This window comes from Enterococcus sp. DIV2384 (assembly GCF_050534975.1).
In the GTDB taxonomy this organism is placed as follows: Bacteria; Bacillota; Bacilli; order Lactobacillales; family Enterococcaceae; genus Enterococcus; species Enterococcus faecalis.
The window spans coordinates 999,481-1,024,046 of sequence record NZ_CP172905.1 but is presented as its reverse complement, the minus strand read 5'-3'; the positions used below and the strand labels follow the sequence as shown (position 1 = coordinate 1,024,046).

Annotated in this window: 27 protein-coding genes; 3 read left to right on the top strand and 24 right to left on the bottom strand. The window is 37.4% G+C overall.

The features are described 5' to 3' along the window. Positions 1-88 precede the first annotated feature (88 nt). Together IGK54_RS05095 and nfsA are read left to right on the top strand one after the other, a co-directional pair. Entirely contained in the window at positions 89-547 is a 459-nt protein-coding gene (locus tag IGK54_RS05095; RefSeq protein ID WP_002357960.1) for an S-ribosylhomocysteine lyase, read from the top strand. An 83-nt stretch (positions 548-630) separates the two neighbouring features. Further along, positions 631-1,365, top strand: coding sequence for an oxygen-insensitive NADPH nitroreductase (nfsA, locus tag IGK54_RS05090; RefSeq protein ID WP_002360554.1), 735 nt, complete (start codon positions 631-633; stop codon positions 1,363-1,365). Between the two features lie 57 nt (positions 1,366-1,422). Here the strand turns inward: nfsA and IGK54_RS05085 are convergent, their stop codons facing one another. From IGK54_RS05085 to IGK54_RS05025, 13 genes are all read right to left on the bottom strand, one after another. After that, the gene (locus IGK54_RS05085) at positions 1,423-1,671 is read right to left on the bottom strand and encodes a YtxH domain-containing protein (protein ID WP_002357962.1); all 249 of its coding nucleotides are present in this window, start codon (positions 1,669-1,671) and stop codon (positions 1,423-1,425) included. A gap of 90 nt (positions 1,672-1,761) precedes the next feature. After that, positions 1,762-2,640: a fructokinase ScrK gene (scrK, locus tag IGK54_RS05080; protein ID WP_010777553.1), complete on the bottom strand. Its 879-nt coding sequence runs from the start codon at positions 2,638-2,640 to the stop codon at positions 1,762-1,764. 226 nt (positions 2,641-2,866) lie between these two features. After that, entirely contained in the window at positions 2,867-3,079 is a 213-nt protein-coding gene (locus IGK54_RS05075) for a hypothetical protein (protein WP_002357965.1), read from the bottom strand. Then, positions 3,072-4,136 carry a DUF916 and DUF3324 domain-containing protein gene (locus tag IGK54_RS05070; RefSeq protein ID WP_430603284.1) on the bottom strand — a complete coding sequence of 355 codons (1,065 nt, stop codon included), beginning with the start codon at positions 4,134-4,136 and terminating at the stop codon, positions 3,072-3,074. Before IGK54_RS05070 ends, IGK54_RS05075 begins: the two co-directional genes overlap by 8 nt. 138 nt (positions 4,137-4,274) lie before the next feature. After that, positions 4,275-4,685 carry a glycerol-3-phosphate cytidylyltransferase gene (tagD, locus tag IGK54_RS05065; protein WP_025192797.1) on the bottom strand — a complete coding sequence of 137 codons (411 nt, stop codon included), beginning with the start codon at positions 4,683-4,685 and terminating at the stop codon, positions 4,275-4,277. A gap of 51 nt (positions 4,686-4,736) precedes the next feature. Beyond that, the gene (locus tag IGK54_RS05060; RefSeq protein WP_010709344.1) at positions 4,737-5,330 is read right to left on the bottom strand and encodes a hypothetical protein; all 594 of its coding nucleotides are present in this window, start codon (positions 5,328-5,330) and stop codon (positions 4,737-4,739) included. Continuing rightward, positions 5,331-6,077 carry a WecB/TagA/CpsF family glycosyltransferase gene (locus IGK54_RS05055; RefSeq protein WP_010777551.1) on the bottom strand — a complete coding sequence of 249 codons (747 nt, stop codon included), beginning with the start codon at positions 6,075-6,077 and terminating at the stop codon, positions 5,331-5,333. It abuts the gene before it with no gap. Continuing rightward, on the bottom strand, positions 6,067-7,179 hold the full coding sequence (gene tagB / locus IGK54_RS05050; protein ID WP_010777550.1) for a teichoic acid biosynthesis protein TagB: 1,113 nt from the start codon (positions 7,177-7,179) through the stop codon (positions 6,067-6,069). Before tagB ends, IGK54_RS05055 begins: the two co-directional genes overlap by 11 nt. Positions 7,180-7,494: 315 nt before the next feature. Continuing rightward, positions 7,495-7,764: a type B 50S ribosomal protein L31 gene (locus tag IGK54_RS05045; protein WP_002357967.1), complete on the bottom strand. Its 270-nt coding sequence runs from the start codon at positions 7,762-7,764 to the stop codon at positions 7,495-7,497. 100 nt (positions 7,765-7,864) lie between these two features. Further along, on the bottom strand, positions 7,865-9,157 hold the full coding sequence (rho, locus tag IGK54_RS05040; protein ID WP_002357968.1) for a transcription termination factor Rho: 1,293 nt from the start codon (positions 9,155-9,157) through the stop codon (positions 7,865-7,867). Further along, on the bottom strand, positions 9,154-10,446 hold the full coding sequence (locus IGK54_RS05035) for a UDP-N-acetylglucosamine 1-carboxyvinyltransferase (protein ID WP_142957219.1): 1,293 nt from the start codon (positions 10,444-10,446) through the stop codon (positions 9,154-9,156). Before IGK54_RS05035 ends, rho begins: the two co-directional genes overlap by 4 nt. A gap of 173 nt (positions 10,447-10,619) precedes the next feature. Next, positions 10,620-11,489, bottom strand: a complete 870-nt coding sequence (locus IGK54_RS05030) for a class II fructose-bisphosphate aldolase (RefSeq protein WP_002357972.1) — start codon at positions 11,487-11,489, stop codon at positions 10,620-10,622. A 202-nt stretch (positions 11,490-11,691) separates the two neighbouring features. After that, positions 11,692-12,648: a YitT family protein gene (locus IGK54_RS05025; RefSeq protein WP_002381974.1), complete on the bottom strand. Its 957-nt coding sequence runs from the start codon at positions 12,646-12,648 to the stop codon at positions 11,692-11,694. Between the two features lie 232 nt (positions 12,649-12,880). On the opposite strand from IGK54_RS05025, the gene IGK54_RS05020 reads away from it, so the two are divergent. Further along, positions 12,881-13,375, top strand: a complete 495-nt coding sequence (locus IGK54_RS05020; RefSeq protein ID WP_002357974.1) for a YajQ family cyclic di-GMP-binding protein — start codon at positions 12,881-12,883, stop codon at positions 13,373-13,375. A gap of 16 nt (positions 13,376-13,391) precedes the next feature. Here the strand turns inward: IGK54_RS05020 and IGK54_RS05015 are convergent, their stop codons facing one another. The 11 genes from IGK54_RS05015 to IGK54_RS04965 all read right to left on the bottom strand — a co-directional run bounded on the left by IGK54_RS05015 (position 13,392) and on the right by IGK54_RS04965 (position 24,551). Further along, complete coding sequence (locus tag IGK54_RS05015) at positions 13,392-14,075, bottom strand: HD domain-containing protein (protein ID WP_002403307.1); 684 nt, start codon at positions 14,073-14,075, stop codon at positions 13,392-13,394. Positions 14,076-14,096: 21 nt separating this feature from the next. Next, positions 14,097-15,062, bottom strand: coding sequence for an asparaginase (locus tag IGK54_RS05010; RefSeq protein WP_002357976.1), 966 nt, complete (start codon positions 15,060-15,062; stop codon positions 14,097-14,099). Next, a complete protein-coding gene (locus tag IGK54_RS05005) occupies positions 15,059-17,521 on the bottom strand; it encodes an ATP-dependent DNA helicase (RefSeq protein ID WP_430603281.1) in 2,463 nt (820 codons plus the stop codon). Before IGK54_RS05005 ends, IGK54_RS05010 begins: the two co-directional genes overlap by 4 nt. Positions 17,522-17,557: 36 nt before the next feature. Continuing rightward, the gene (locus IGK54_RS05000) at positions 17,558-18,076 is read right to left on the bottom strand and encodes a GrdB-related putative oxidoreductase (protein WP_430603279.1); all 519 of its coding nucleotides are present in this window, start codon (positions 18,074-18,076) and stop codon (positions 17,558-17,560) included. A gap of 17 nt (positions 18,077-18,093) precedes the next feature. Then, complete coding sequence (celB, locus tag IGK54_RS04995; protein WP_002397805.1) at positions 18,094-19,449, bottom strand: PTS cellobiose transporter subunit IIC; 1,356 nt, start codon at positions 19,447-19,449, stop codon at positions 18,094-18,096. 18 nt (positions 19,450-19,467) lie between these two features. Then, positions 19,468-19,797, bottom strand: coding sequence for a PTS sugar transporter subunit IIB (locus tag IGK54_RS04990; RefSeq protein WP_002408283.1), 330 nt, complete (start codon positions 19,795-19,797; stop codon positions 19,468-19,470). Between the two features lie 19 nt (positions 19,798-19,816). Beyond that, the gene (locus IGK54_RS04985) at positions 19,817-20,770 is read right to left on the bottom strand and encodes a N(4)-(beta-N-acetylglucosaminyl)-L-asparaginase (RefSeq protein WP_002380170.1); all 954 of its coding nucleotides are present in this window, start codon (positions 20,768-20,770) and stop codon (positions 19,817-19,819) included. Between the two features lie 169 nt (positions 20,771-20,939). Continuing rightward, positions 20,940-22,238, bottom strand: a complete 1,299-nt coding sequence (locus IGK54_RS04980; RefSeq protein WP_002396912.1) for a Sapep family Mn(2+)-dependent dipeptidase — start codon at positions 22,236-22,238, stop codon at positions 20,940-20,942. Then, positions 22,235-22,999: a GntR family transcriptional regulator, LSA1692 subfamily gene (locus tag IGK54_RS04975; RefSeq protein WP_002357984.1), complete on the bottom strand. Its 765-nt coding sequence runs from the start codon at positions 22,997-22,999 to the stop codon at positions 22,235-22,237. Before IGK54_RS04975 ends, IGK54_RS04980 begins: the two co-directional genes overlap by 4 nt. A 173-nt stretch (positions 23,000-23,172) precedes the next feature. Then, on the bottom strand, positions 23,173-23,820 hold the full coding sequence (gene nth, locus IGK54_RS04970) for an endonuclease III (protein WP_002357985.1): 648 nt from the start codon (positions 23,818-23,820) through the stop codon (positions 23,173-23,175). A gap of 14 nt (positions 23,821-23,834) precedes the next feature. Continuing rightward, positions 23,835-24,551: a DnaD domain protein gene (locus IGK54_RS04965; RefSeq protein WP_002357986.1), complete on the bottom strand. Its 717-nt coding sequence runs from the start codon at positions 24,549-24,551 to the stop codon at positions 23,835-23,837. Positions 24,552-24,566 lie beyond the last annotated feature (15 nt).

The following is a 24,566-nucleotide window of genomic DNA, read 5'->3' as shown; positions in this document are numbered from 1 at the left end:
CTATTACCCATCAAAGGACTATCCATTGACTTTTGACTTAAATTTGTTATAGTTAAAACGAATTTAATTATAAAGGGAGCGAAATTTCATGGCACGCGTAGAAAGTTTTGAATTAGATCACAACACAGTAAAAGCACCATATGTTCGCCTTGCTGGCACAGAACAAAATGGTGATGCGTTAGTCGAAAAATATGACTTACGTTTCTTACAACCAAACAAAGATGCCCTACCAACAGGCGCATTACACACGTTGGAACATTTATTAGCAGTTAACATGCGTGATGAATTAAAAGGAATCATTGACATTTCGCCAATGGGTTGCCGCACTGGTTTTTATATGATTATGTGGGATCAACATTCACCACAAGAAATCCGTGATGCATTAGTCAACGTTTTAAACAAAGTAATCAATACAGAAGTTGTTCCAGCAGTCTCTGCAAAAGAGTGCGGAAACTACAAAGATCATTCTTTATTTGCAGCGAAAGAATACGCAAAAATCGTCTTAGACCAAGGAATTAGTTTAGATCCATTTGAACGTATTCTGTAATCTTTAGCAATTAACGACAGAGAAACCCACTATTAAGCTGTGGGTTTTTCTGTTCTCTTTCTTAATTTAAACGGAGGTTTTTTATGAATCAAACAATCGAACAATTACTAAGTCACCGTTCCGTTCGTCATTTTAAAAAGCAAGCGTTAACGGACAAGCAGAAACAACAGTTAATTACTGCAGCTCAAGCAGGATCAAGCTCCAATTTTTTACAAGCTTATACAATTATAGAAATCAAAGATCCTGAGCTACGCAGAGAATTGGGACGTTTAGCGAATTGTGAAGACTATGTCGTTAACACTGGTGTGTTCTATGTTTTTGTTGCTGATTTGTATCGTCATGCAACGATTTTGTCAAAAGAGGGGCAATCATTGGAACCCTTAAAGACACCAGAATCATTATTAGTAGCTGCCGTTGATACAACGATTGCTGCGCAAAACATGGCCATTGCGGCTGAATCTATGGATTTAGGGATTTGTTATATTGGCGGCATTCGAAATGACTTAGACACAGTAGCCAAACGCTTATCTTTGCCTGAATTAACTGTACCACTTTTTGGATTAACAATCGGTGTACCAGAAACGTTAAATGGTGTAAAACCACGGATGCCTTTTGAAAATATTTTAAGCGAAAATCACTACCAATCAGACAAATTGACAGATATGCACACATATGATGAATTATTAAAAGATTATTATGCCAGCCGCTCAAGTAACGCCCAAACAGCGGATTGGTCACAGAAGTCTTTGTCCTATTTTTCTTATAATCGTCGCCCAGAAGTAAAAATTTTCTTGCAAAAACAAGGATTTGATGTCTAAACAAAAGAGCGTGGGCTTACGTTGAAATAACGTAAGCCCACGCTCTTTTGTTAATTTTTATTTATCTTTACTAAATTTGTCTTTTAAGTCTTCAAAGCCTTCTTTAACTTTATCAGTTAATTTTTCAGCGCCTTCTTTAAGGTCGTCGCCGGCATCACGTGCTTTGTCTTTTACGTCAGCAAAGGTTGATTGAGCTTTTCCTTCAAGTTCTTTGCCTTTATCATCCGTAACTTTGCCTTGCGCTTCTTTTGCAGTACCTTCTACTTTATCTTTTGCATCGTCAAAACGTCCTTTTAAATCTGCCATGCTAATCCCTCCTAAATAATTAATTACATAATAAGAGTATCATTCTTAGCCATTTCCTTCAAATATAATGCATGAACTACGAATAAATGGTTAATTTTGAGCCATTAAAGCTTTTTTTGCCAAGGCAAAGCAACCAATTGTTCCTGGATTATCTTCTAAAAGAGGCGTCACCAAGTATTTTTCTAAAGGCGGTGTTTCCACATATCCATTGACTAATTCAGCAAATTTTTCACGAACTTTCGGCATCAAATGGCGTTGTTTCATGACGCCGCCACCTAAGATGATCACTTCTGGCGCTAATAATAAAGTCGTATTGTACGCTGCTTGCGCTAAATAATAAGCTTCTAGTTCCCAAGTTTTATGATCCTCTTCCAATAAATGACCTTTTTTACCAGAACGACCTTCAACTGCTGGTCCTGCTGCAATCCCTTCTAAACAATCTCCATGATAAGGACAATTTCCTGCATACGTATCTTCAGAATGACGACGGACTAACGCATGCCCCATTTCTGGGTGGCTAAAGCCTTCAATAAACTCACCGTTTTGAATCGCTCCAGCGCCAACACCAGTTCCAATTGTATAATATACACAACTAGATGTATGTTGCCCATTTCCAGCAACATACTCACCATATGCCGCAGCATTCACATCCGTTGTCCAAGCCATTGGCACATCAAAATGTTGTTTCATAGTTCCTAACAAGTCAAAGTTACGCCAAGCTAATTTTGGTGTAGAAGTGATATAACCATACGTAGGAGAATCAACGTGAATATCAATCGGACCAAACGAACCAATCCCAATCGCTTTTAAAGGATATTGTTGGAAAAATTCTATTACTTTTTTCATTGTTTCTTCTGGGGTTGTTGTGGGAAAACTGACACGTTCTACGATGGTCAAATCATCTGTCCCAACGCCACATACAAATTTTGTGCCACCGGCTTCGATACTTCCTAAAAGTTTTTCTGTCATTGCAATATGCTCCTTCGTTTCCATTTTATAAGTAAGCGGATACATTACTTTTGATTAAATAACTAACATACACGTTTAGTTTACCACTTTTTTGTCGTTTCGACAGAACAATTTAACAATTTCAGTCAGGTTGCCCAATGAAATCTGGCAAGTTGCTAAAGAGCATTTTCCTAAAACAAAAAAACGAGCATTCACGGTTATCTAACAATAAATGCTCGTTTTTTGTTTATTGATTCTTTAGCGAAAAATATAACAATAGTCCGATTGTAATCCACCCACCACTAAGTAAAAGCATTAACCAACTCAAAAGCGTTTCTTTTAGAATACTTCTGGGTTCTTTTGCATGCTGAATAAAACTCATACTAGTCAGCAAAGAAAAGAGGAAAAACATAAAACAAATAACCGCTAAACCGCCAGACAACCAAAACCAACTAGCCATTATTCTCACTCTCCTTTTCGCTTGTTTTTTGATAATTATTGCGCCAAATGACACTATAGATTGCCCCAATTGTGATTACTAACAACGTGTAGAAAGTCGGTAACCACCATGTGGGTAGGACCCATTTGACCGTAGCTTCTTGATTTAATTTTTTTGCTTCACGAGTGTTAATCGTAAATTCTTGTTGAAAAGGCCAAGACTGTTGTTCATCTTGTTGTAAAATAGCACGTCCTGTAAATATATAAGTCCCAGCATCTAGCGGTTGTTTACCCAAATCAAGATGAAAATTCATGGAACTATTTGGGGCAAAGCGAACATTTTTTAGTGTCCGTTGTGCAATTTTTTTAGAGGATCCTTTTTTTATCACTTGACCTTCTAAACGAACTTCTGGAAAAATAGCAGCATATGGATTTTGAATGACCGTCTTTAGCGATTTGGCTCCTAAAGCAATTGTAGGTGTTACTTTCGCTAATTTCAGTTGGTTCACCTCTGTTAAAGGAACATTCGCAGCACTCCTCATGGCAATCGCAACATTAAACCCGTAGCGACTGGTTAATCCCGTTGTTTGGTTCTTTTCCTCTGTTTTTTCATCTTTGAGATGCGCATAAACCCCGCCCAAAACAACTCCTTTGATAGGCTGATCAAGTCCCTTCACCTTCATCTTTGCTGATACTGTTTGATGAGGCGGCACACTCACTTCCTCATTTTCTAAAGTAACCAAGTCTGTCAGCGGAACCTTTAACGATGAATCAAGTGGTTTATCAAAATCATTGTACACAATCAAACCATTATCATTTGTTGATGCATTTGCTAGAGTCAATACGATGGACAATTTTTCGTCTGTCTTATTTTTTATGTCTAAGACAATAGTGGAAGATTGCTTTGGTGCCAGAATTAAATCATAATAACTAGATGTTCCTGACACTTGATTTTCTGGTAAAACAGGCGTTACTGTAAATTTAGTCTTCATTTCTTCTGTAGCTTCTACTTTTGGAACAATAATAAAAAATGTGAAAAACAGAAATAGACAGAAAACACCGACTTTTTTTCTACTCATTTCTTCAAGATCTCCTTTATAAAGCTGAATGTACCTACTAGTCTAACAAATCAGCGAAACAATGCTGATCAATCTTTGACTTTTGGGAAGGATAATCTTGAAAAAAGTCTCCTTGAAAAATACCAAGGAGACTTTTTATTATTCACTATAATATAATTCTTTTTTTATCTGTGTGGTTGATACTTCTGGCGTTCGTGGCAAATAAAGAACCTTTGCGGTTGTTTCAACTTCTAGAAAATCAAAAGCCCCTTGCCAATCATCGCCCATGACTAAAGTATCAATTTTAAATTCAGCAATATCGGAAACTTTTTGTTTCCAACTAGTTTCAGGAATAACTAAATCAACATAACGAATTGCCTCTAATAATTGTTTACGTTTTTCATATGAAAAATAACTTTGTTTCTTTTTTTCTAAATTAAAAGCATCTGTTGAAAGTCCAACAATCAGGTAGTCCCCTTGTTGTTTCGCTTTTTTCAACAAATTAATATGACCATAGTGTAGGAGGTCAAATGTGCCGTAAGTAAGTATTTTTTTCATAAAAACCCCCATTGTACTTTGATATTTCTTCGTTAATTATCAATTTTTGTGAATAGAAAAATGCTACTTTTGATTGACTTTGATGGTTTTTCGATCAAATTTTTTATTTTCTGTAGCAGTATAGATTAGTAATAACTTACTCAGAGATTTTATAGAGAAAGACGTTGTTGTAGCTTTTTTTAATTGCTTTAACTGCTTTTGCAATTTTAACGGATTTTTATCTTTTAATAATTTAATTTTCGTTAAACGAAAAATGTGTTCCTGATGCTCAAATGAACGTTCAGCATCTGAATGACTAAAACGAAGATATTCTGAAAGCACCTCTTGATTTACAGCAACTTTTCCTTTTGGTAAAAACCATTCTTTGCCATTTTGATCTATTAGATGCCGCTCACTTTGATTTGAAATAACAATTTCTTTATCGTCTTCAAAAAGATACGAAAAAAGCATTGCTTTTTTTATAATTATGTACTCAGTTACTTCATATGAAGACAATTTTCTTAATTCTTCTATCAAACTATTCCATTGATTATTTTGAACAAATTTACTTAGTTTGTGAATAGGTGGTACTCGTAAAATGAACTTCTCATCTTTCTCTATTTTCACGATATAAAAAGTTGTGTCTACGTCATTTTCCCAAATAAACAAAATAATCATTTACTGCCCCCTAGACTTGTTGTTCCGATACTTAATAGTCAAATAAATATATTTAGGAATTTGCATTAACCGATCGTATCTCTTCATTGTCAAACAACGATATAACCATTCCAAATTGTGATTTATATAAAATTCTGGCGCTCTTTTTACTGATCCAGCTAATACGTCAAAAGTACCGCCTACGTCTAAAAATACATTAGCTCTCAGGTGATCAATTGTTTGTTCCAAAAAAATCTCTTGTTTCGGTGAACCTAATGCTACAAAGACAAACCTTGGTTCAGCTTTGTTAATTTGTTCCACAATTTCTTGCTGTTTTTTCTTTGTATAGCCATGTAAAATACCGCTAATAACAATCCCTGGATATTGTCGTTGAATATTTTTAGCTGCTGCTTCAACTACTTCTTGCTTTGCACCATACAAGAAGATTCGTTCCTTATGTTGATTTGCATACTCTAAAAAATTATCCATGACATCAATTCCTGTAACTCTTTCACGAATAGACCCACCCGTTAGCTTCGATGCCTTGACCACACCTATCCCATCTGCAATCCGATGAGTTGCTCTTTTCAAATATAACTTAACTTCTGGATGTTCAAATGCTAACAATGAAATCTGCGGATTAACGCTAGTTACAATCATTTTCTCTTTAGCTTTGAGATAACTTTCTAAGTCATCCATAATTTCTTGATGTGTTAATACGTCAACTGGTAATCCCCCAATATATTCAGTGCGTACCTTACTTTTCACAAAATCCCCCCAAGATTCTCTCTACCAACTCTACTATTTTATTAATGGTCTCTTTTGACTGATATTGATTCCATTCTTCGTTAATTCTAGTAATATTATCTTTATAACTATTTATTGAAAAATTTGACAATGCCACAATCAACTGTTTTTCATTTTCAACTAACGGTCCTGGTAAATATTCAAAAAAATCAGGCTCAATTCCAGGATTTAATGCGTATTTTTCTAAATCTGGACAAAAAAATAAAATATTCGGTTGCTCTTTAACATGCATGTATTCAAAGACCACACTCGAATAATCAGTAATCAAGTAGCCTATTTCACTAAAGCTTTCAAAAATATGCTTTTCCCAAATAGAAACATTTCTCGGTAGTTCAATGGCATCTAACTGGATTGATGGATGTAATTTCATATAAAAATGAAAATTTGGCATAGCAGAAAAAGCCTTTATTGCTTGATTTATCACAAGCATCATTTCATTCGTTCCCTCTCGGTAAGTTGGTGCATATAAAACTTTATTATTCTGATTTGTTTCTCCTACCTCTAATTTTTCAAGATAAGCAAGACGCGGCGAACCAAAATGACAAAATTGAGCATTCTCGAGACGATAATTGTTTCTAAAAATTGCTTCCATTTTTAGTGAATTAACGATAAAATAATTCATTTTATCGTAAACTTTTTGAAACCTGATTTGATCCTTGCTACTTCTATGTTTCGTGTGATAAGCACCCCAGCCAAACTGTTTTAAAGCCCCATTAGCATGCCATAATTGGATAACTACTTGCTTTTTTTTTAAAATTGCCAATTCTGGAAAATAATTATCTACAAAAATTAACGGCGCTGACTTCAAGTATGAAATCGCCGTTGTAATCAACAAAGTTTTCTTATCAAAAAGTATCGTCTTTATGCCTTTTTGATTTAAGGATGCTGCGTATGATTGACAATTTTTTGTATAAAGTACTATTATCATTCCGTGATATTGTTGTTCTAATTGTTCAATTAAATGTCCATCATTTCTTGGGAAACTCATTATGTACACAATTTTTACTTTTTTATGCTTGTACGGTCTCCATCTTAATACTGTTAAGTACAATTGTTTTAGCACTTTTATATCCTTTCACAAACAATAGTTTTCTTATAAAAAAGATATGATCAAAGTCTTTAAAAAGAAAAAGCTTACATATAAACTCATTAAAACAAATTATACCTTAAAGATTCTAAAAAGACAATTGCACTTTACAATATGTATACTATCCAAATAATTTAAATTATACGGTATACGGACTAGCTATACTTTCAGTTAAATAAAATAATATTTAAATAATTTCTCTGAATTAAAACTGCCTATCCAACAAAAAAAGAGGTTTCCCACCACAGTGGGAAACCTCTATAAACCTTGTCATGACAATGTTTTGAAAAACTATGCGTCTGGATTTGCGTTTTCGTCTTTGAGACCGTATTTTTTGTTGAAACGGTCCACACGTCCGTCGGCTTGTGTGAATTTTTGACGACCAGTGTAGAATGGGTGTGAGTCTGAAGTAACCTCAACACGTAATAATGGATAAGTGTTGCCATCTTCCCATTCAACAGTTTCTGAAGATCCTTTAGTTGAACCTGAAAGGAATTTGAAACCTGTTGTTGAATCCATGAATACTACTGGTTGGTAATTTGGATGGATATCTTGTTTCATACGTTTTTTTCGCTCCTTTGCCCTGATCCATTTGCTGTATCAGAGTTATTTTGTCGGTATACAACAATGCTATCTTACCATGTTTTCAGTTGGTATGCAATTATCTTTTTGGATTTCTTTTAATTTGTTTGCCAAACGAAACATCATGGAAAACTTCAAATAATTGTTGATTATTTTGGGTCCGTTTCAACATTTTTATGAATTGATCCGTATATTCCAGCGAGTCTCCTGACATATTATTTCTCAATTTCCACGTTTCTTCTAGTTGTTCTGGTGTCATTAACAACTCTTCTTTTCGCGTACTTGATTTTTTAATATCAATTGCTGGGAAAATACGGCGCTCTGCTAATTCACGAGATAAATGGAGCTCCATGTTGCCTGTGCCTTTGAATTCTTCATAGATGACATCATCCATTCGGCTACCTGTATCCACCAATGCCGTGGCTAAAATAGTTAAACTGCCCCCTTCTTCGATATTTCTGGCAGCACCAAAAAATCGTTTAGGTTTGAAAAACGCAGCTGGATCTATTCCGCCACTTAAGGTTCGACCACTAGGCGGGACCACTAAATTATAGGCCCTTGCTAAACGAGTGATGCTGTCCATTAAAATAACTACGTCCCGTTTGTCTTCAACTAAGCGCATTGCTCGATCCAGAACCAATTCAGCAACTCGCGTATGATTTTGTGGTTGTTGATCAAAAGTTGAAGAAACCACATCTCCTTTAACGCTTCGCTCTAAATCAGTCACTTCTTCAGGACGCTCGTCAATTAACAACAGAATCAATTCCACATCAGGATGATTTTCTGTAATCCCATTAGCAATTTCCTTTAAAACACTTGTTTTTCCCGCTTTTGGCGGCGCTACAATTAAACCACGTTGCCCAAAACCAATTGGGGCAAATACATCAATCATTCGTGTTGATAATCTGCCAGCCGTTGTTTCTAACGTTAATTGTTTTTCAGGATACAACGGTGTTAGCGCTGGAAAATGTGGCCGCTCTTTCGCTTCTTCAGGATCTTTCCCATTGACACTTTCAACATGCATGAGTCCATAGTAACGTTCTGATTCCTTTGGCGGACGCGCCTTGCCAGCTACTTTGTCCCCATTTCTCAATCCGAAACGACGAATTTGAGAAGAGGAAATATAAATGTCTTCTGCACTTGGTCCATAATTAATTGGTCGCAAAAAGCCATAACCATCCTGAGAAACAATATCTAAAATTCCTTCCATGAAGAAAAACCCTTGCTTCTCAGCTTGTGCACGAATCACAGCTAAAGACAATTCTTTTTTGTTCATTTGGCTATAATAAGGAATTTTAAACTCTTTCGCGTACGCATAAATATCTTTTAACGTACTGTTTTCCAATTCAGCCATTGTTAAATAGTCGCTCATTGATCCACCTCAAACGGACCTTCTTGTTCTTCGGTTTCTAGCATTTGAATATCAGCGCCCAAAGCAGTTAACTTTTCGATAATGTGGTCGTACCCACGTAAAATATATTCTACATTATAAATAGTGGTCGTACCTTCAGCCATCAAGCCGGCAGTGACTAGGCAAGCGCCTGCCCGTAAATCAGAGGCGACTACTTCTGCACCGTGCAATTGATTTGGACCATTTAAAATAATCATATTGCCTTCAACCGAAGCATCGGCACCCATCCGCACTAACTCAGGGATATGCTTATTTCGTTGAGTATATATCGTATCAATAATTTCACCAGTTCCTTGCGCTTTTAAAAGTAATGGCGTTAACGGTTGTTGTAAGTCTGTGGCAAACCCAGGATACGGATAGGTTTTCACCGTCGTCATTTTCAGATCATGTGATGGATGAACTTCAATCATGTCTTCTTCAATTGTCATCTTAACGCCCATTTCTTGCAATTTCGCAATGAAGCTTTCTAAATGCTCATAAATAACATTTCGAACTTTGATTCCTTCACCCATAGCTGCTGCCATAGCTAAATAAGTCCCAGCTTCAATTCGATCTGGAATAATCGAGTGACGACAACCATGTAATTCTTCGACACCTTCAATCCGAATAACGTCCGTTCCAGCTCCTCGAACTTTTGCACCCATGTTATTTAATAATGTAGCAATATCAATAATTTCTGGCTCACGCGCAGCATTTTCAATAATCGTTTTGCCTTTGGCTTTAACTGCGGCTAACATGACATTGATTGTAGCGCCAATAGATACCATATCCATAAAAATTCGTGTTCCTTGTAAGCCAGCTTCGTCTGTTCTCAAGTACATCGCCCCATGTTCGTTGGTTACATGAGCGCCTAATGCTTCAAATCCTTTGATATGTAAATCAATTGGACGAGGTCCTAAGTAACAACCGCCAGGTAAGCCGACAACGCCTTCCCCAAATCGACCAAGAAGTGAGCCCATAAAATAATAGGACGCACGTAAGCTATTGATTTTTCCTTTTGGCATTGGCACAGAAACAACTTCTGTTGGATCAATAATTAATGTATTATTTTCAAAAGTAATTTTAGCACCCATAATTTCTAAAATTTCAATTAATGAGTGAACATCCTGAATGTCAGGAACGCCATCTAAAGTCACGGGCGAATCTGCTAAAATAGCAGCTGGAATTAAAGCGACTACACTATTTTTGGCGCCGCTAATGGTTACTTCGCCCTTTAATGGACGATTCCCATTGATTACGATTTTTTTCATTTATATTCTCACCTATCTGTAATATACGTTTTCTAAATAAACTACCCAATCATTCTATCATAATCAAGCTTAAGAAAAAAGAAAACTTCTCAGGTATTTTAATAGAATGAAAAAATAACAAAAAATAAAAAAGACAGCCACGTGCTGTGGCTGTCTTTAACGTAACTAGTTGATTAAGCTTTGTTAGCTGAACCAAACCAATCAATGTGTTCTTCTGCATCTTTGATGATTGCAGCTTTACCTGGTGCTAATAATTTACGAGGGTCAAATCCTTTACCTTCTAAATCTTTACCAGCTTCAATATATTCGCGCGTTGCTTTAGCGAATGATAATTGGAATTCTGTATTTACGTTAACTTTTGAGATACCCATTGAAATTGCTTTTTCAATTTGTTCTTGAGGAATACCAGAACCTCCGTGTAATACTAGAGGTACATCAGAACCGACAGCTTCAGCAATCGCTTGTAAGTGATCAAATGCTAAACCTTTCCAGTTTTCTGGATATTGACCATGGATGTTACCGATACCACATGCTAAGTAGTCAATACCTGTAGCAACCATTTGTTTACATTCTTCGATATCAGCTAATTCGCCAGTACCGATGATTCCGTCTTCTTCACCACCGATTGAACCAACTTCACATTCGACAGAAATACCTTTAGCGTGAGCTTTTTCAACTACATCTTTCGCTAATTTTAAGTTTTCTTCGAATGGTAAGTGAGAACCATCAAACATGATTGAAGTATAGCCAACTTCGATACATTCTAAAGCAGCTTCGTAGTCACCGTGGTCTAAGTGAATTGCTACTGGAACTGTGATATTCATTGAGTCTACTAAATTAGTAATCATGTCTTTAGCTACTTTGTAGCCGCCCATGTATTTAGCAGCGCCCATTGATGTTTGGATTAGAACTGGTGCTTTTTTAGCTTCTGCTGCTTCTAAAATCGCTTGTGTCCATTCTAAGTTATTTGTGTTATAGCCACCTACTGCATAGCCGCCTTTACGTGCTGCTTTTAAGAATTCTGCTCCTGATACTACTGGCATAAAAAATTCCTCCTAAGTTTTTAAAAACTTTATTTGTTAGGTGTTCCCTAACCAACGGTTCTATTTTAGCAGAATTCCTGACACTTTTCTAGTAAAATTCCCTTTTTCAGAAAATTTTTGTCTATTCTTTCACATAACCTTCATTTTTATAAAAAAACCTCCAGTTTTCCCGTTATCACTTTGGGATCTGAAGGCCGACTTGCTATTTTAATTTTTTCTTTGGCGGATAACGTTTCACCTTGTAGGATTGAAGCTCAGGAAATGTTCCAGTACTATGAAAAATCCGTTGTTCATCTTCATTGGCAAAACGCCCTAAAACAGATTGTGTTGGTAAAATATTTACAAAGGCATTCTCATCGATACTGTAAACTGCCTGTTCTAAATCATAGAGTTCATAGCGAGTAATGACCATCATAATCATTCGACCTTCTGCACCTGAATAGCCACCGATTGAAGGCAACAAGGTCATGCCACGAGCGATTTGTTGAGAAACTTCTAAGGCAACGGCTTCTGGTCTCGTAGTGACAATCATTGCTGTGACTTTTTGGTGACTGGTATGAATCATGTCGACCACCTGACTCAAACAGTAAATAGAAATAATAGTATACAACGCACTTTCCCAGTTAAATACAAAACCAGCCAACAGCACAATAATACCATTTAATAAGAACATAAAATTACCAACTGTTTTCCCTGTTGTTTTTGAAAGAATCAGTGAAATAATGTCCATGCCGCCAGTGTTAAAGCCCATTTTCAATGAAAGCCCTGCACCAACGCCGACTAAGACACCACCCATAATTGCGTTCATCAAAGGATTCGTAGTGACTGTTACGATTGGCACAAACATAGTCACAACGGAAATGCCAATAACATTGATGAAACTAAGAATCGTTGATTGTTTCCCTAATTTTACAAACCCTAGAATGAAGACGGGAATGTTTAAAAATAAAATGAAGATCCCTGTATTAATATGGATTCCTAAATTTGTATATAATAATGTAGCAATGATTTGCGCAATTCCGTTCATCCCTGCCGAAAAAACTTTTGCCGGAATCAAAAAGAAATTCAAACCGACCGCAGAAGTCAAAGCGGTTATCGCCATCACTGCTATTTTTTTTATCGATTCATTTCTTTGGTAAGTACTAACCAATCGACTCATTTTTCTTCGCTCCTTCGCTATTCTTCTGACTTAGAATAACAGGTTCTATCCTAAAAGAAAAGGGGCTAAAAGCGAACATTGAAAATTTTTTTTGCAACGTTTCCATGAAAGAATGCGGGAAGATATCCCTAAAAATTGATCTTCTTATTTCTCTATTCAAAATGATTCTAACCTAACCTTTTTTACTATTTCATGATATGATGAAGCAAAGAATATTTTAGGAGGTTTTTACATGGCTGCAAAAGAAGCAAGTTTTGATGTAGTTTCAGAGGTCAATATGGAGGAAGTCAAAAACGCGATTCAAATTGCCTTGAAAGAATTGAAAAATCGCTTTGACTTTAAAGGGTCAATTGCTGATATTAAATTGGAAAACGATAAACTAGTAGTCGTAGCTGAAGATGATTATAAAGTCGAGCAAGTGAAGGATATTTTATTTGGAAAATTAGTCAAACGCAATGTTCCGATTAAAAATATTCATTTTTCAGAAAGTGAAAAAGCCTTAGGCGGTACCGCTCGCCAATATGGTGATTTAATCAGTGGTATTGATAAAGAAAATGCAAAAAAAATCAACACAGCTATCAAAAACTCTGGTATTAAAGTTAAGTCACAAATCCAAGAAGACAAAATTCGGGTAACTGGAAAAAGTCGGGATGATTTACAAAAAGTCATGGCTCTTTTACGAGAATTAGATTTACCCATGGCTCTTGAGTTTAATAATTATCGCTAAAAAAATCCTTCAACTGTTAATGAACAGTTGAAGGATTTTTTTGTTTTGGTACCGGCCATTCTTGATTATTCAATAAAACGATTGGTCGGCGTTGGATTTTTCCTGAAAAAGCGGCAATTGCTTTGAAAACCTTTGGCATAAAATAAAACGCATTTAATTCTTCTAAATCCAGTTCTTCTTCTGCCGTAAACGAGACACAAACCTCTTGTTCTGAAAGCATAATTTCAATTTTCTTTAAAAATTGAAATTGCCGCATTCCTGGCACGAAATAACCAGCCTTTGCAACACGAGAGGTTGTAATATCTAATTTATCACTAATGATTAGTGCTAGCGTCATTAACTCTTCCGAATCAAAGCCGTTACTATGATTTTCTATAGAAGATAAAATTTCTTCTTGATAAGGCAAACAAATCTTTTGCTTACGAAAATATGCTTCTGCAAATTGTTTCCCACGAAGTGCATGTCCTGCTTTTCCTTGTAGCGCACCCACATCATGGAGCAGTGCCGCAATTTTTGCCGCTTCTAAATACTCCTCTGAAACAGCAAGTTGTTTCAAAATCATTTCCGTCATGGCTACGACATTGTTTACATGAAACCAATTATGGTATGCCCACCCAGCTTCTTCATCTTCCATTTGACCAATTGCATCATAAATTTGTCGAATTTCAGTATCTTGATGAATGCGTTCAAACAGCTTCATTTATTTTCTCCTTAAAATTAGTTACTGTTCCAAAAATTCTTTTAACTCTGCAGGATTTTTTTCGCTGTTTAAACCAACAATTAAACGAATCCGCGCTTTCGGTCCGTTTAAACCACGGGCAAAAACGACTCCCATTTTTTTCAAGCCAACGCCACCACCAGCATAATCATAGATATCTTCAGCGATGCCATTGGAACAACGAGAAACTAAAACGACTGGAATCCCGTTATCTAGCATTTTTTGTAATGCTGGGAGCGTTTCTGGCGGTAAATTACCCGCACCTAACGCTTCAATTACTAACCCATCCGTTTCTGGGGTGTTTAATAATTCAAACATTCGTTCACCCATCCCCGCATAGGCCTTCACTACGTGAACATTTCCTTTCACAGAAGAAACATCGCAAACTTCTTGCGGTAAGACCTCTTTCGCAAAAAAAGCACGTTCTTTCGCAATGGTTCCAATTGGTCCAAAAGTTGGCGTCCGAAACGTTGCTACGTTCGTTGTATGTGTTTTTGTCACATAACGCGCCGTATGAATTTCATCATTCATCACGACTAAAACACCTTTATCGTACGATTCGTCTGAACAAGCAGTCCAAATAGCACTGATGAAATTATACAAGCCATCACTACCGATTTCGTTACTTGACCGCATTGCTCCTGTTAAAACAATGGGGATTTTTTTCTCTAAGGTTATATCTAAAAAATAAGCAGTTTCTTCTAATGTATCTGTTCCATGCGTAATAACCACGCCATCAATTGGTTCAGAATAAGCTTTTTGAATCCGTTCTTTTAATTGAAACATCCGTTCTAAGGTCATGTGTGGTGAGGGAATATTAAAAATATCTTCGACAACTAAATGAACCTTGCCAGAAAATAATGCTTCTTGTTCCATCAACGGATTTTTTTCATTCGGGGCAACACTTCCTCCTGCTACTTTCGACATGGAAATGGTCCCACCTGTATGAAGGACTAAAATGGTCTTCATTTGTTTCCTCCTTTGTTTTCTTTATTTTTTAACCAAAATTGTTTCACTTGTTGAATGAGTTGTTCATTGGTGTTTGCCTTTCGATGCGCCAACCAATGCGGCGGAAAGAAACGCTGGACACTTGGTAATTCAAATCGTTCGTCTAATAACAACACAAAGCCTTTATCTTGCGCATCTCGAATGACACGTCCAGCCGCTTGCAAGACTTTATTCATGCCAGGAATTTGATACGCAAATTGAAACCCTTGCCCTCGCTCTTCTTGATAAAACGTGCGAATCAGTTCTTGCTCTGGGTTCATTTGTGGTAGCCCGACACTAACAATTATCGTACCAATCAATCGGGTACCTTTCAAGTCAATTCCTTCTGAAAATATACCACCTAAAACACAAAAACCGATGAAAGTTTCTTGAGGATTCTCTTTAAATTCAGCTAAAAATGCTTCTCGCTCTTTTTCGTTTAAGTCCGTTCCCTGAATTTGAGTTTTTACTTGCGGGTAACGTTGGCTAAATACTTGATAGACATCATCCATATAGGCGTAGGAAGGAAAGAAAATTAAATAGTTGCCTGTTTTTGTTTCACTTAACTTCCCTAAAAGTTCACTAATCTGTGGATAACTTTTTTCACGGTTTTTATAGGTTGTTTGAAGATGACTACCGATCATCAACAATTGATTTTCTTCTGGAAAAGGATACGGAATCCGATAACGTAGGCTTTCTTCACCTCCACCAAGCACTTCTTGATAATAATTCAGAGGTGTTAAACTTGCCGAAAATAAGATACTCGCTTTCCCTTTATCTAATCGTTGTGACAATAAATAAGCAGGATCGACACAAAATTGTTTCACAACGCAGTCATAGTTTCGCAAAGAAATAGACGTATAAAAGCCGTTGTCGTAATACTCGCTGATTCGAAGATAACTTAAACAATCAAAATAAAAACTGAGAATCGACGCCAATTCCTCAATGTGTTGATTTTCTGGCAACCATTCTGCAATTACTTCTGTTAATCGATGTATCTGTTTAACTAATGAATCAATTGGCGCACGTTGGGCAAAAAAATCCGTGTCTTTTTCTTCACAGATTGCTTCAATATCATCAAACGTAGTTAAGACTTTTTGACAAGCTCTTTTTAATTGAACAGATTCTTTTTGCAATCTTTTTTGAATTTGCAAAACCGCATTCCTAGAAATAGCGGCCGAATACATCTCCCGTGAACGATTAACCAAATTATGGGTTTCATCCACTAAAAAAATATTCTCTTCTGCACTTTGGGGTTCTTCAAAGAAGCGCCGTAAATAAACCGTTGGATCAAATAGATAATTGTAATCGCCAATAATTAAATCACACCAAAGACTTGCATCTAGCGACAACTCGAATGGACACAATTGGTGCTTTTGTCCATACCGTTCAATAACCTCTCTCGTTAAATGATTTTCATGTTGCAATAAATCCCACAGTCCCTCATTTAAACGATCATAATAGCCGTCAGCAAACGGGCAATGTTCTGGTGTACAATTTCGTTCAGTTAAAAAACAAATTTTATCTTTTGCTGTTAACGTAATACTCTTAGTTTGCGCTTGTTTTTCGGACAGCGCTTTGACGGCATCTTCAGCCACTTGACGCGTAATGGTCTTAGCTGTTAAATAAAAAATCCGTTCACCTTCTTCTTCACCAATTGCTTTCATCGCTGGAAAAAGAGTGGACATTGTCTTGCCTGTTCCAGTTGGTGCTTCCACGAAGAGCCGCTGTTTACTAAGAATTGTTTTATAGACGGCTACCGCCAATTCTCGTTGCCCTTTGCGATACTCCCCGTAAGGAAAACTAAGATTTTTTAATGATTTATTTCTCAAAATACGCCATTCTTCTTTAAAAATTACCCACTGTTCATAGCGCTTCATCAAATCAGTAAAAAACTCCGCTAATGCAGCTTCTGTAAAATGGCGTTCTTGTCGTGTGATTTGTTTTGTGGTGGTCTGATAATAAGTGAGTTGCAGCGTTATTTCAGAAAGTTGTTCTTGTTGGCAATACATGTGACCATAACACATCACTTGATACCAAAACAATTCGACCTTTTCTGGCGGCAATTCTTCAAACGCTGGTTCGGATGTTTTAATTTCATCAATGACCACTTGCCCAGTTTCTTTCACAAAAATGCCGTCTGCACGACCTTCTACACAATAATTATGGCTATTTAAAGGCACCTCAATTTTTAAAGATACTTCCTTTTGATAAAGGCTCCCCGCTTCCTTTTGCAACATTCGATGAAGGCGACTACCTTCTTGTGGTGTATGTTCACTCACATGGCGAGAATCGATACTTCCCCGCCTTAAAATAAATTCGACCACTTGACGAACCGCAATTTTTCTCGTTGATTTCACGTAATCCCACCTATCTGCCTCCCTATTATAGAACATACATTCGCTAAACAAAAGCAAAAAATCCAAAACGAACACAATCATGCGTTCATTCTGGATTTCTCTTTAGATTATCATCAATTAAAAACAACTTGTTTCTTCTAACTGTTTGGTTTCTTTTCCATTTGCTTTTGCCACGACCAATTGCGCCATTTGTTTAAACGAATTATTTAAACCAATGCCGCCCTTTTTGGGCATCTTCACAATCGGTACTTGCTGATAATAGTGACTAACTGCTGGATTTTCTTCTGCCATCGCTGCAACTGCAGGAATGCCTACAGCATTAAACTTACAAGCTAGACGAGCAGCCATTTCTCCAAAATTAGGATAATGCATGGCAGGTCCGCAAAGAACCGCATCGGCATGAAACTTTTTTGCAAAGCCAATAAATTTCTTTGCTACCTCTTCCTCGTTTTCCAAATAATATTGGTCTCCACAATAAAGTGTCGCAACAATTTCTGCTCCTCGCTCCTGTAAAAATGGTAGCAATGTTACCCCTGGACCTAAGGGAGCTTTTTTACCACTTGGTTTCAGCTGAGCTTGTTCATCACTGCCAAATCCTGCTAAACTGTGGTTTAAGACTAAAAGGATTTTTTTCATGCCTATTTCCTCCTTATTTATAAATCATCGAAGTCAAAGGAATCAAAATCAATTTCTTCACTCTCTTCTTCTTGTGCTTTCCATTCTTCACGTAAATATTGGTCATCCATAACTCGAATAAAAGGATAATAAATGAACATTCCTAGTACCAATAAGAGAGCTTGCAGAATGGATCCTTGCCAACCGCTAACTAAAAATCCTGAGATGATTGGCGGGGTCGTCCACGGCAATTGAATACCGTTCGTCAATGGAACTAAGCCCCAATCCATAGCAAAATAGGCAATAATAATATTAATTGCGGGTACTAAAACAAATGGAATTAAAAGGATTGGATTTAAAACAATTGGTAACCCAAAAATGATTGGTTCGTTAATCCCAAAAACACCAGGAATTAGTGAAAGTTGCGAAAGCTTTTTAATTCGTTGACTTTTACAGAATAAGACCATCACAATGATTAATGAGAGTGTGGAACCGGCGCCACCAAATGTTGCAAACATATCTTGAAATTGTCCAGTGATGATGTTGGGAATTTCATGACCGTCTTTAAATGCTTGTAAATTTTCAACAGACAATGCCCGCAAAACAGGATTAAAGACTGCGCCAACCACGCTACCTCCGTTAATGCCAAAGAACCAAAAGAAGTGTAAAAATAAATAAGCAATGCTCATTGCACCTAAGGTATTACCAAGACTCAATAAGGGCGTTTGTAGAAATTCAAAAATAACATCTTGTAAATTACCATAAGGAGTTAAAGCAGCCAGCCAATTGACTAAAAACATGAGAGTAACAACTAAAAAACTCGGAATCAGGGCCTCAAAAGACTTAACCACTGTTGGTGGCACTCCTTCTGGCATTTTTATTGTCCACCCTTTACGAACAATGGCCACAAATAAACGAGTCGCAATTAATGCGACAATCATTCCTAAAAACAAGCCACTGGAACCCATCCATTTTAAAGGTAAACTAGTAACTTCATAAACCTTTGAACTATTTTCCGGTGTAAATAATGTTTGATAAGGCGTTACAATAAAAAATGAAACCAATGCGATAATTCCTGCTTGCATTGCATCCACATTGAATTGTTTCCCTAAACTATAGGCAATACCGACAACGGCCAGAATGGTCATTACATCAAAACTAGCACTAGCTGGAACAGACATCATTGTCGCCCATTCTTTACCAAGCAAATGAGACATCCAAGTATCCCATTGTGGCAAAGGGAAATTAGCAATTAATAAGAAGACCGAACCAACAATCAACAAGGGCGTTGATAAAAGGAAGCCATCACGAATCGCTACTAAATACTTATTTTCTCCTATCACTTTTGCCAAAGGGGTCAATACGCGCTCTAACCAATCCAAAAATTTTTGCACGGTCGTCACTCCTATCTATTATTTTTTATTTTGCTTAATTAACCGCAGTGCTTCTTTCAATGCTTTTTCGCCATCCATCATGCCATAAATTTCTGGCGTAATTGCAGCGACAGGAATCCCTTGCGGAGCAAATTGTTCTTTTGTTTTTTCTAATAAAAAACGGACTTGTGGTCCTAATAAAATAGCAACAGGCTTCTCTGCTTCAACCACTTCTTGTGCTCTTGCAATAGGAAAAGCAGTAATCATTAAAGGCATTTGATGTTTTTCCACCACTTCCATCATTTTATTCACCATAATACTTGTAGACATCCCTGCATCACAAAAAAGATAAATTTGTTTTTTACTCATGTTCCTTCACTCTCCTCATTTATTCAATTGGTGCTTTGATTCTTTTTTCATAGGCCGCTAACCATTCTTGTGAAATCGGCTGAATCTCTGTGGTATGATTCTTGCCTGGATTTGCAATATAGATTTCTGGTTGCTGCATATCAGTACCAACCGTAAAAGTAAATTCCACATTCGTAGCTACGCCCCAGTCTCCCTGTTTGTTCATGGCCACCAGTGAAAAAGCTCCTGCTTTCCCATAACGTTGGGTCAATTTTTCGTGAAAAGCATAGACCGCTTGATCACATGCTTGTTGTGGCGAGCACCCTTCCCCCATTAAACGGACGATTTCATAAGAAAGACAGCCTTTCATTAAATCTTCACCTAATCCTGTAGCCGCAGCACCACCAATTTCGCTATCAACATAAAAACCAGAACCTGACAGTGGTGAATCGCCAACACGTCCTGCTTTTTTCATGAAGAGTCCCGAACTGGAAGTGCCAGCTGCCATTGATCCTGTTTGGTCTAACGTAATAGCGCCGACAGTATCATGCCCATCATAGGGGTTCAACTGATTTTCCTGAATTTCTTTTAAACGCTTTTGCCACCATTGATTAGCGCGTTCTGTCAACATATTCTTTCTTTCAAAACCGTGCAACATTGAATATTTCGTTGCACCTGCGCCAACACGAAAACTATTAAACTTCTCTTTACTTAATGCTTTAGCCACTGAAATCGGATTTTTAACATCTGTAATTCCTGCCACAGCACCAATTGCAAATGTGTCTCCATCCATATAGGCAGCATCCATTTCTAAAATTCCTTCCTCATTAGGTAAACCGCCGTAGCCCACTGACTTATAAAAAGGATAGTCTTCTACTTCTTTAATTAATTGTTCCACGGCCGTGCCTGCAGCACCTCCTTGTTGTAATTCTTCTGTAGCTTTTAGTAACCCATCATGTGCCATCCGCCATGTCGCAATTGCACCCCAAGTCATTTTCCATCCGCCCTTTCGTTAACGCTTACATTTCTCCACCATTATAAACTAGTATATACTGTTTTGTATATACTGAAAATGAAATTTTATACAGAAAAATAGAAGATACACGTATGCGACCTCTACGAAACACATTGGCTTCTTCTCATACGTGTATCTTCTATTGGTTTTACGCTTCTGTTAATGCAATCATCGCTTGCATATAGATTTCCAGATTAAGCAGTAAATCTTTTTCATCCATATATTCATCTTGGTTATGCGCAATGCCTTTTTGACCAGGAAATGATGGACCAAAAGCAACGATATTCGGCATAAAACGAGCATACGTAGCACCTGTAGTTGTGACTGGCGTCCCATCTAAGCCAGTAATTTGTTCATAAACCTTGGTTAATTTTTGAACATTGCGCTCATCTTTTGGAAACAGCGTACTAGGGAGGCGGCGGATGACGGTCACTTCACTTTCTGGAAATAGTGCCTTCGTTAGCTGCGTGGTTACTTCGTTTTCTGTAATAGAAACAGGATAACGCACGGCCAATGATAACACCAATTGCTGTCCTCGTTTTTCCAACGCATAGGGCGTTAAAATCAATTGCCCACTATCCTGATCCTTAAAGTCTAGAGCTACTCCTTCGCCATAGTGCTTTTCGTGAAAACTAGCGGTTAACCAGTCGAAATACTGTAATAAATTTCCTTTGACTAACTGTTCCTCGCTAATTTTCTGTGCCAATAAAGTAATCGCGTTCTTGCCTAGTTCTGGCGCATTGGAAGGGGCGCGTTTTCCCGTGATTGCTGTTGTTTTTCCCGCAATCACCACACTTAATTGATCAGGTACGTGGTCTTTTGCTTGATCACCCATAATCTGACCAATTTGTTCACTTGAATCATCTGGGATGGTCGTTGTGATTTCATAATTAACAATCCCTCGCTCCCCATAAACTACTGGATATTTACAATCTGGAGTAAATCCAAAAACGGGTGCGTTTTCCTTCTCTAAATATAAGGGGATATCTCCACTCCCACTTTCTTCATCCGTGCCAAACATTAAGCGAATGGTTTTCTTTGGTTGGTAACCAAGTTCTTTCAGTAATTTCATTCCATACAGGCAAGCCAAGATAGGACCTTTATTATCTAGAATTCCTCTACCATACAAACGTTGATTTTTTTTCGTTAATTGAAAGGGCGGCACTGACCAACCAGAACCTTCTGGTACTACGTCTAAATGACCAATAATTCCCAGATATTCTTCCGCTGTTCCCCATTGCGCATAGCCAACTGCGTCATTGACAATCCCAGTTTGAAAACCATAACGCTCTGCCAGTTTCAGCGTTTCTTCCAAGGCTCTTTTCGGTCCTTCGCCAAAAGGTGCCTCTTTTTTAGGCGACCCTTTCACACTTCGAATCGCCATAATTTTGTTTAAGTCTTCATAAAATAAATCTTTTTGAGCGGCTATTTCTTCTTTGATCTTCATTCGTTCCAAGAACCTCCTAGCTCCACTTGGTTGTTTTCAGACGGGCTATAGCGGGTCAGTGTGTTTTTAAACGTGTACCGATCTGCTCGATATAAAGAGACATCATATAAAATAGGAGTTGCATCAAGCGCATAGGTGATAGAGTGGACTTGTAAAAGTGGTTGGCCCACAGGAACATTCAATAATTCTGAAATTTCCGCTTCAACTAAGATTGCTTCAATTTCTTGATGCGAATAAGCAATCTCGACGTTCTTCTCGATTAAGCAGAAAAGAGAGCCCTCGAAGTCTTGCTTCGTATGGCCTTGTACGTATGCCTGTGGCAAATAAATTTTTTCAACTGTCATTGGCTCGCCGTCTAACATTCGGCGGCGAATCAGTTCATAAATTGCCTCATTTTTGCCTACTTGGAGCGCCTCCCGAATTTTCTCAGCGGGATGTACTACTTCTTCAAAGGAAATGACTTCTGTCTGGCTTTTTTTCCCGTAAGCTTTGGCTGCCTCAGTAAAACCTTGTAAGCCAGCGCGACCACTTTGAATTTTCGCTTGCGACATCACATAACTACCTTTACCATGTCGTTTTACCAAAATATTTTTGCGGATCAAATCATCAATCGCTTTACGGATGGTCAAGCGACTGCAGTTATATTCTTTAGCTAAATCATATTCTGAAGGTAATTTTTGTGCACTTACATACAGACCGTCTCGAATCTTCTTTTCAATTTCTGCAGAAATTTGCTTAAATTTGGGTGCATTTTCTGTCATTTCATCGCCTATCTTTCTTCAAAAAAATAAATTTTCTAGTATATACCACACTGTCTATACTAAATCAATTTTTAAGAAACCGCAATCATTTGTTGCGTTTCTTAAAAATCAAAAAAAGAAAGCGAGCCACAAGTCGGTTGGCCTTGTGGCTCGCTTTTTTAGGAAAAAATGTGTTATTTCCCTTTCATCCGTTCTTTGCCTTCTTGACACATATAGAGTAGCGGACAGGCTTCACATTTAGGCGCTCTTGCTAGGCAGTGATAACGCCCAAAGAAAATCATGGTATGGTGCGTTTTCACCCAGAGTTCTTTCGGAACTTTACGCATTAAGGTTTGCTCAACTTCAGTAACATTCGCATTTAGCTTACAAATTCTAAGGCGCTTGGACACTCGTTCCACATGTGTATCTACTGCAAAAGCCGGTTCGCCGAAAGCATCTCCCATTACTACATTGGCTGTTTTTCTCCCCACGCCAGGTAAACTGACCAGTTCATCTCTGGTTTGCGGAACTTCTCCATTGAAACGTTCTAAAAGTTGTTGTGCGCACGCTTTAATATTTTTTGCTTTATTGCGATATAAGCCAATGGTTTTTATTTTAGCAATAATCTCCTCCACCGGCGCAGCTGCTAAAGCTTCTGGAGTTGGAAAAGCTGCGAATAAACCAGGAGTAGCTTTATTTACCGATACATCGGTTGCTTGCGCACTTAAAATCACAGCAATTAATAATTCAAAAGGATTCTTATGTTTTAATTCACATTCTGCATTTGGAAACATCTCATACATAATTTCAATAGCTTCCATTGTTTTCTCTTTTGATAGCATGGCCCACCTCCTTTTTATTCACTGTCTTCTGGATTTAACCAATTGTGTAATGTAACCTTTGGTAACGATTCTTGTGTCTGACCTTGTTGTTCAATCTCATTTTGAATCATAGAATCTTTTCGTTTTTTCTGATCAGCAGCCACTTGTTCTTTGGTGGTAATATTTTTACGCTCCCACGCAAGTAAAATACGATCAATATATTTCAAACTATACGCCTGATTTAAAACGGCTTCTCGCAACGCTAACCGGATTAATTCAGGGGAATAATGGTCCGTGTTCAACCACTGACCAATCATTTCTAATTCAATGGGTGAAAGTGGACGTCCGAATTCTTTTTCAAAGCCTTGGTAAAGCTGTTTAATTTCATCTTCGTGGTTTGCGACAACTTGTTTTTCTTTGCTCGTTTGTAAAAATAATTGAATCTTTTGAAAAACAGGTAGTAAATCATACGTATCCATCATTTGACCTTTTTGGTTTTGTTGTGTTTCAATTCGAATAAATCCGCGAGAAACCAATTGATTTAACAACTTATAAATCGTATCTGGCGTTTTGCCCATCGTCTCTGCAATCGCCATTAAGTCTGGAAATAAATCGCCTGCATTTTGCGAACGAAAAAGTTGCAGTAAAAAGAGAAATTCATCATCTTTCAAACCAATTTTTTGGTAATGATCAAATAGTAAGTTTGAGATTGTTGTTTCACCAGCTTCTAAATATTCACGAATTGATAACATTGTTGTTGTCCACTT

Coding starts and splice junctions, on each gene's coding strand:
- IGK54_RS04980 (WP_002396912.1), bottom strand. CDS start 22,238: ATGAAGATCAAAGAAGAAATAGCCGCTCAAAAAGATTTATTTTATGAA.
- scrK (WP_010777553.1), bottom strand. CDS start 2,640: ATGACAGAAAAACTTTTAGGAAGTATCGAAGCCGGTGGCACAAAATTT.
- IGK54_RS05085 (WP_002357962.1), bottom strand. CDS start 1,671: ATGGCAGATTTAAAAGGACGTTTTGACGATGCAAAAGATAAAGTAGAA.
- nfsA (WP_002360554.1), top strand. CDS start 631: ATGAATCAAACAATCGAACAATTACTAAGTCACCGTTCCGTTCGTCAT.
- IGK54_RS05035 (WP_142957219.1), bottom strand. CDS start 10,446: ATGAAAAAAATCGTAATCAATGGGAATCGTCCATTAAAGGGCGAAGTA.
- rho (WP_002357968.1), bottom strand. CDS start 9,157: ATGAGCGACTATTTAACAATGGCTGAATTGGAAAACAGTACGTTAAAA.
- IGK54_RS05005 (WP_430603281.1), bottom strand. CDS start 17,521: ATGATTGTGTTCGTTTTGGATTTTTTGCTTTTGTTTAGCGAATGTATG.
- IGK54_RS05030 (WP_002357972.1), bottom strand. CDS start 11,489: ATGCCAGTAGTATCAGGAGCAGAATTCTTAAAAGCAGCACGTAAAGGC.
- IGK54_RS04965 (WP_002357986.1), bottom strand. CDS start 24,551: ATGTTATCAATTCGTGAATATTTAGAAGCTGGTGAAACAACAATCTCA.
- nth (WP_002357985.1), bottom strand. CDS start 23,820: ATGCTATCAAAAGAGAAAACAATGGAAGCTATTGAAATTATGTATGAG.
- IGK54_RS05025 (WP_002381974.1), bottom strand. CDS start 12,648: ATGAGTCGATTGGTTAGTACTTACCAAAGAAATGAATCGATAAAAAAA.
- IGK54_RS04990 (WP_002408283.1), bottom strand. CDS start 19,797: ATGAGTAAAAAACAAATTTATCTTTTTTGTGATGCAGGGATGTCTACA.
- IGK54_RS05015 (WP_002403307.1), bottom strand. CDS start 14,075: ATGAAGCTGTTTGAACGCATTCATCAAGATACTGAAATTCGACAAATT.
- IGK54_RS04975 (WP_002357984.1), bottom strand. CDS start 22,999: ATGACAGAAAATGCACCCAAATTTAAGCAAATTTCTGCAGAAATTGAA.
- tagD (WP_025192797.1), bottom strand. CDS start 4,685: ATGGGGGTTTTTATGAAAAAAATACTTACTTACGGCACATTTGACCTC.
- IGK54_RS05045 (WP_002357967.1), bottom strand. CDS start 7,764: ATGAAACAAGATATCCATCCAAATTACCAACCAGTAGTATTCATGGAT.
- IGK54_RS05000 (WP_430603279.1), bottom strand. CDS start 18,076: ATGAAAAAAATCCTTTTAGTCTTAAACCACAGTTTAGCAGGATTTGGC.
- IGK54_RS05075 (WP_002357965.1), bottom strand. CDS start 3,079: ATGGCTAGTTGGTTTTGGTTGTCTGGCGGTTTAGCGGTTATTTGTTTT.
- IGK54_RS05060 (WP_010709344.1), bottom strand. CDS start 5,330: ATGATTATTTTGTTTATTTGGGAAAATGACGTAGACACAACTTTTTAT.
- IGK54_RS05020 (WP_002357974.1), top strand. CDS start 12,881: ATGGCTGCAAAAGAAGCAAGTTTTGATGTAGTTTCAGAGGTCAATATG.
- IGK54_RS05095 (WP_002357960.1), top strand. CDS start 89: ATGGCACGCGTAGAAAGTTTTGAATTAGATCACAACACAGTAAAAGCA.
- IGK54_RS05070 (WP_430603284.1), bottom strand. CDS start 4,136: ATGAGTAGAAAAAAAGTCGGTGTTTTCTGTCTATTTCTGTTTTTCACA.
- IGK54_RS05010 (WP_002357976.1), bottom strand. CDS start 15,062: ATGAAGACCATTTTAGTCCTTCATACAGGTGGGACCATTTCCATGTCG.
- IGK54_RS04985 (WP_002380170.1), bottom strand. CDS start 20,770: ATGACTTGGGGTGCAATTGCGACATGGCGGATGGCACATGATGGGTTA.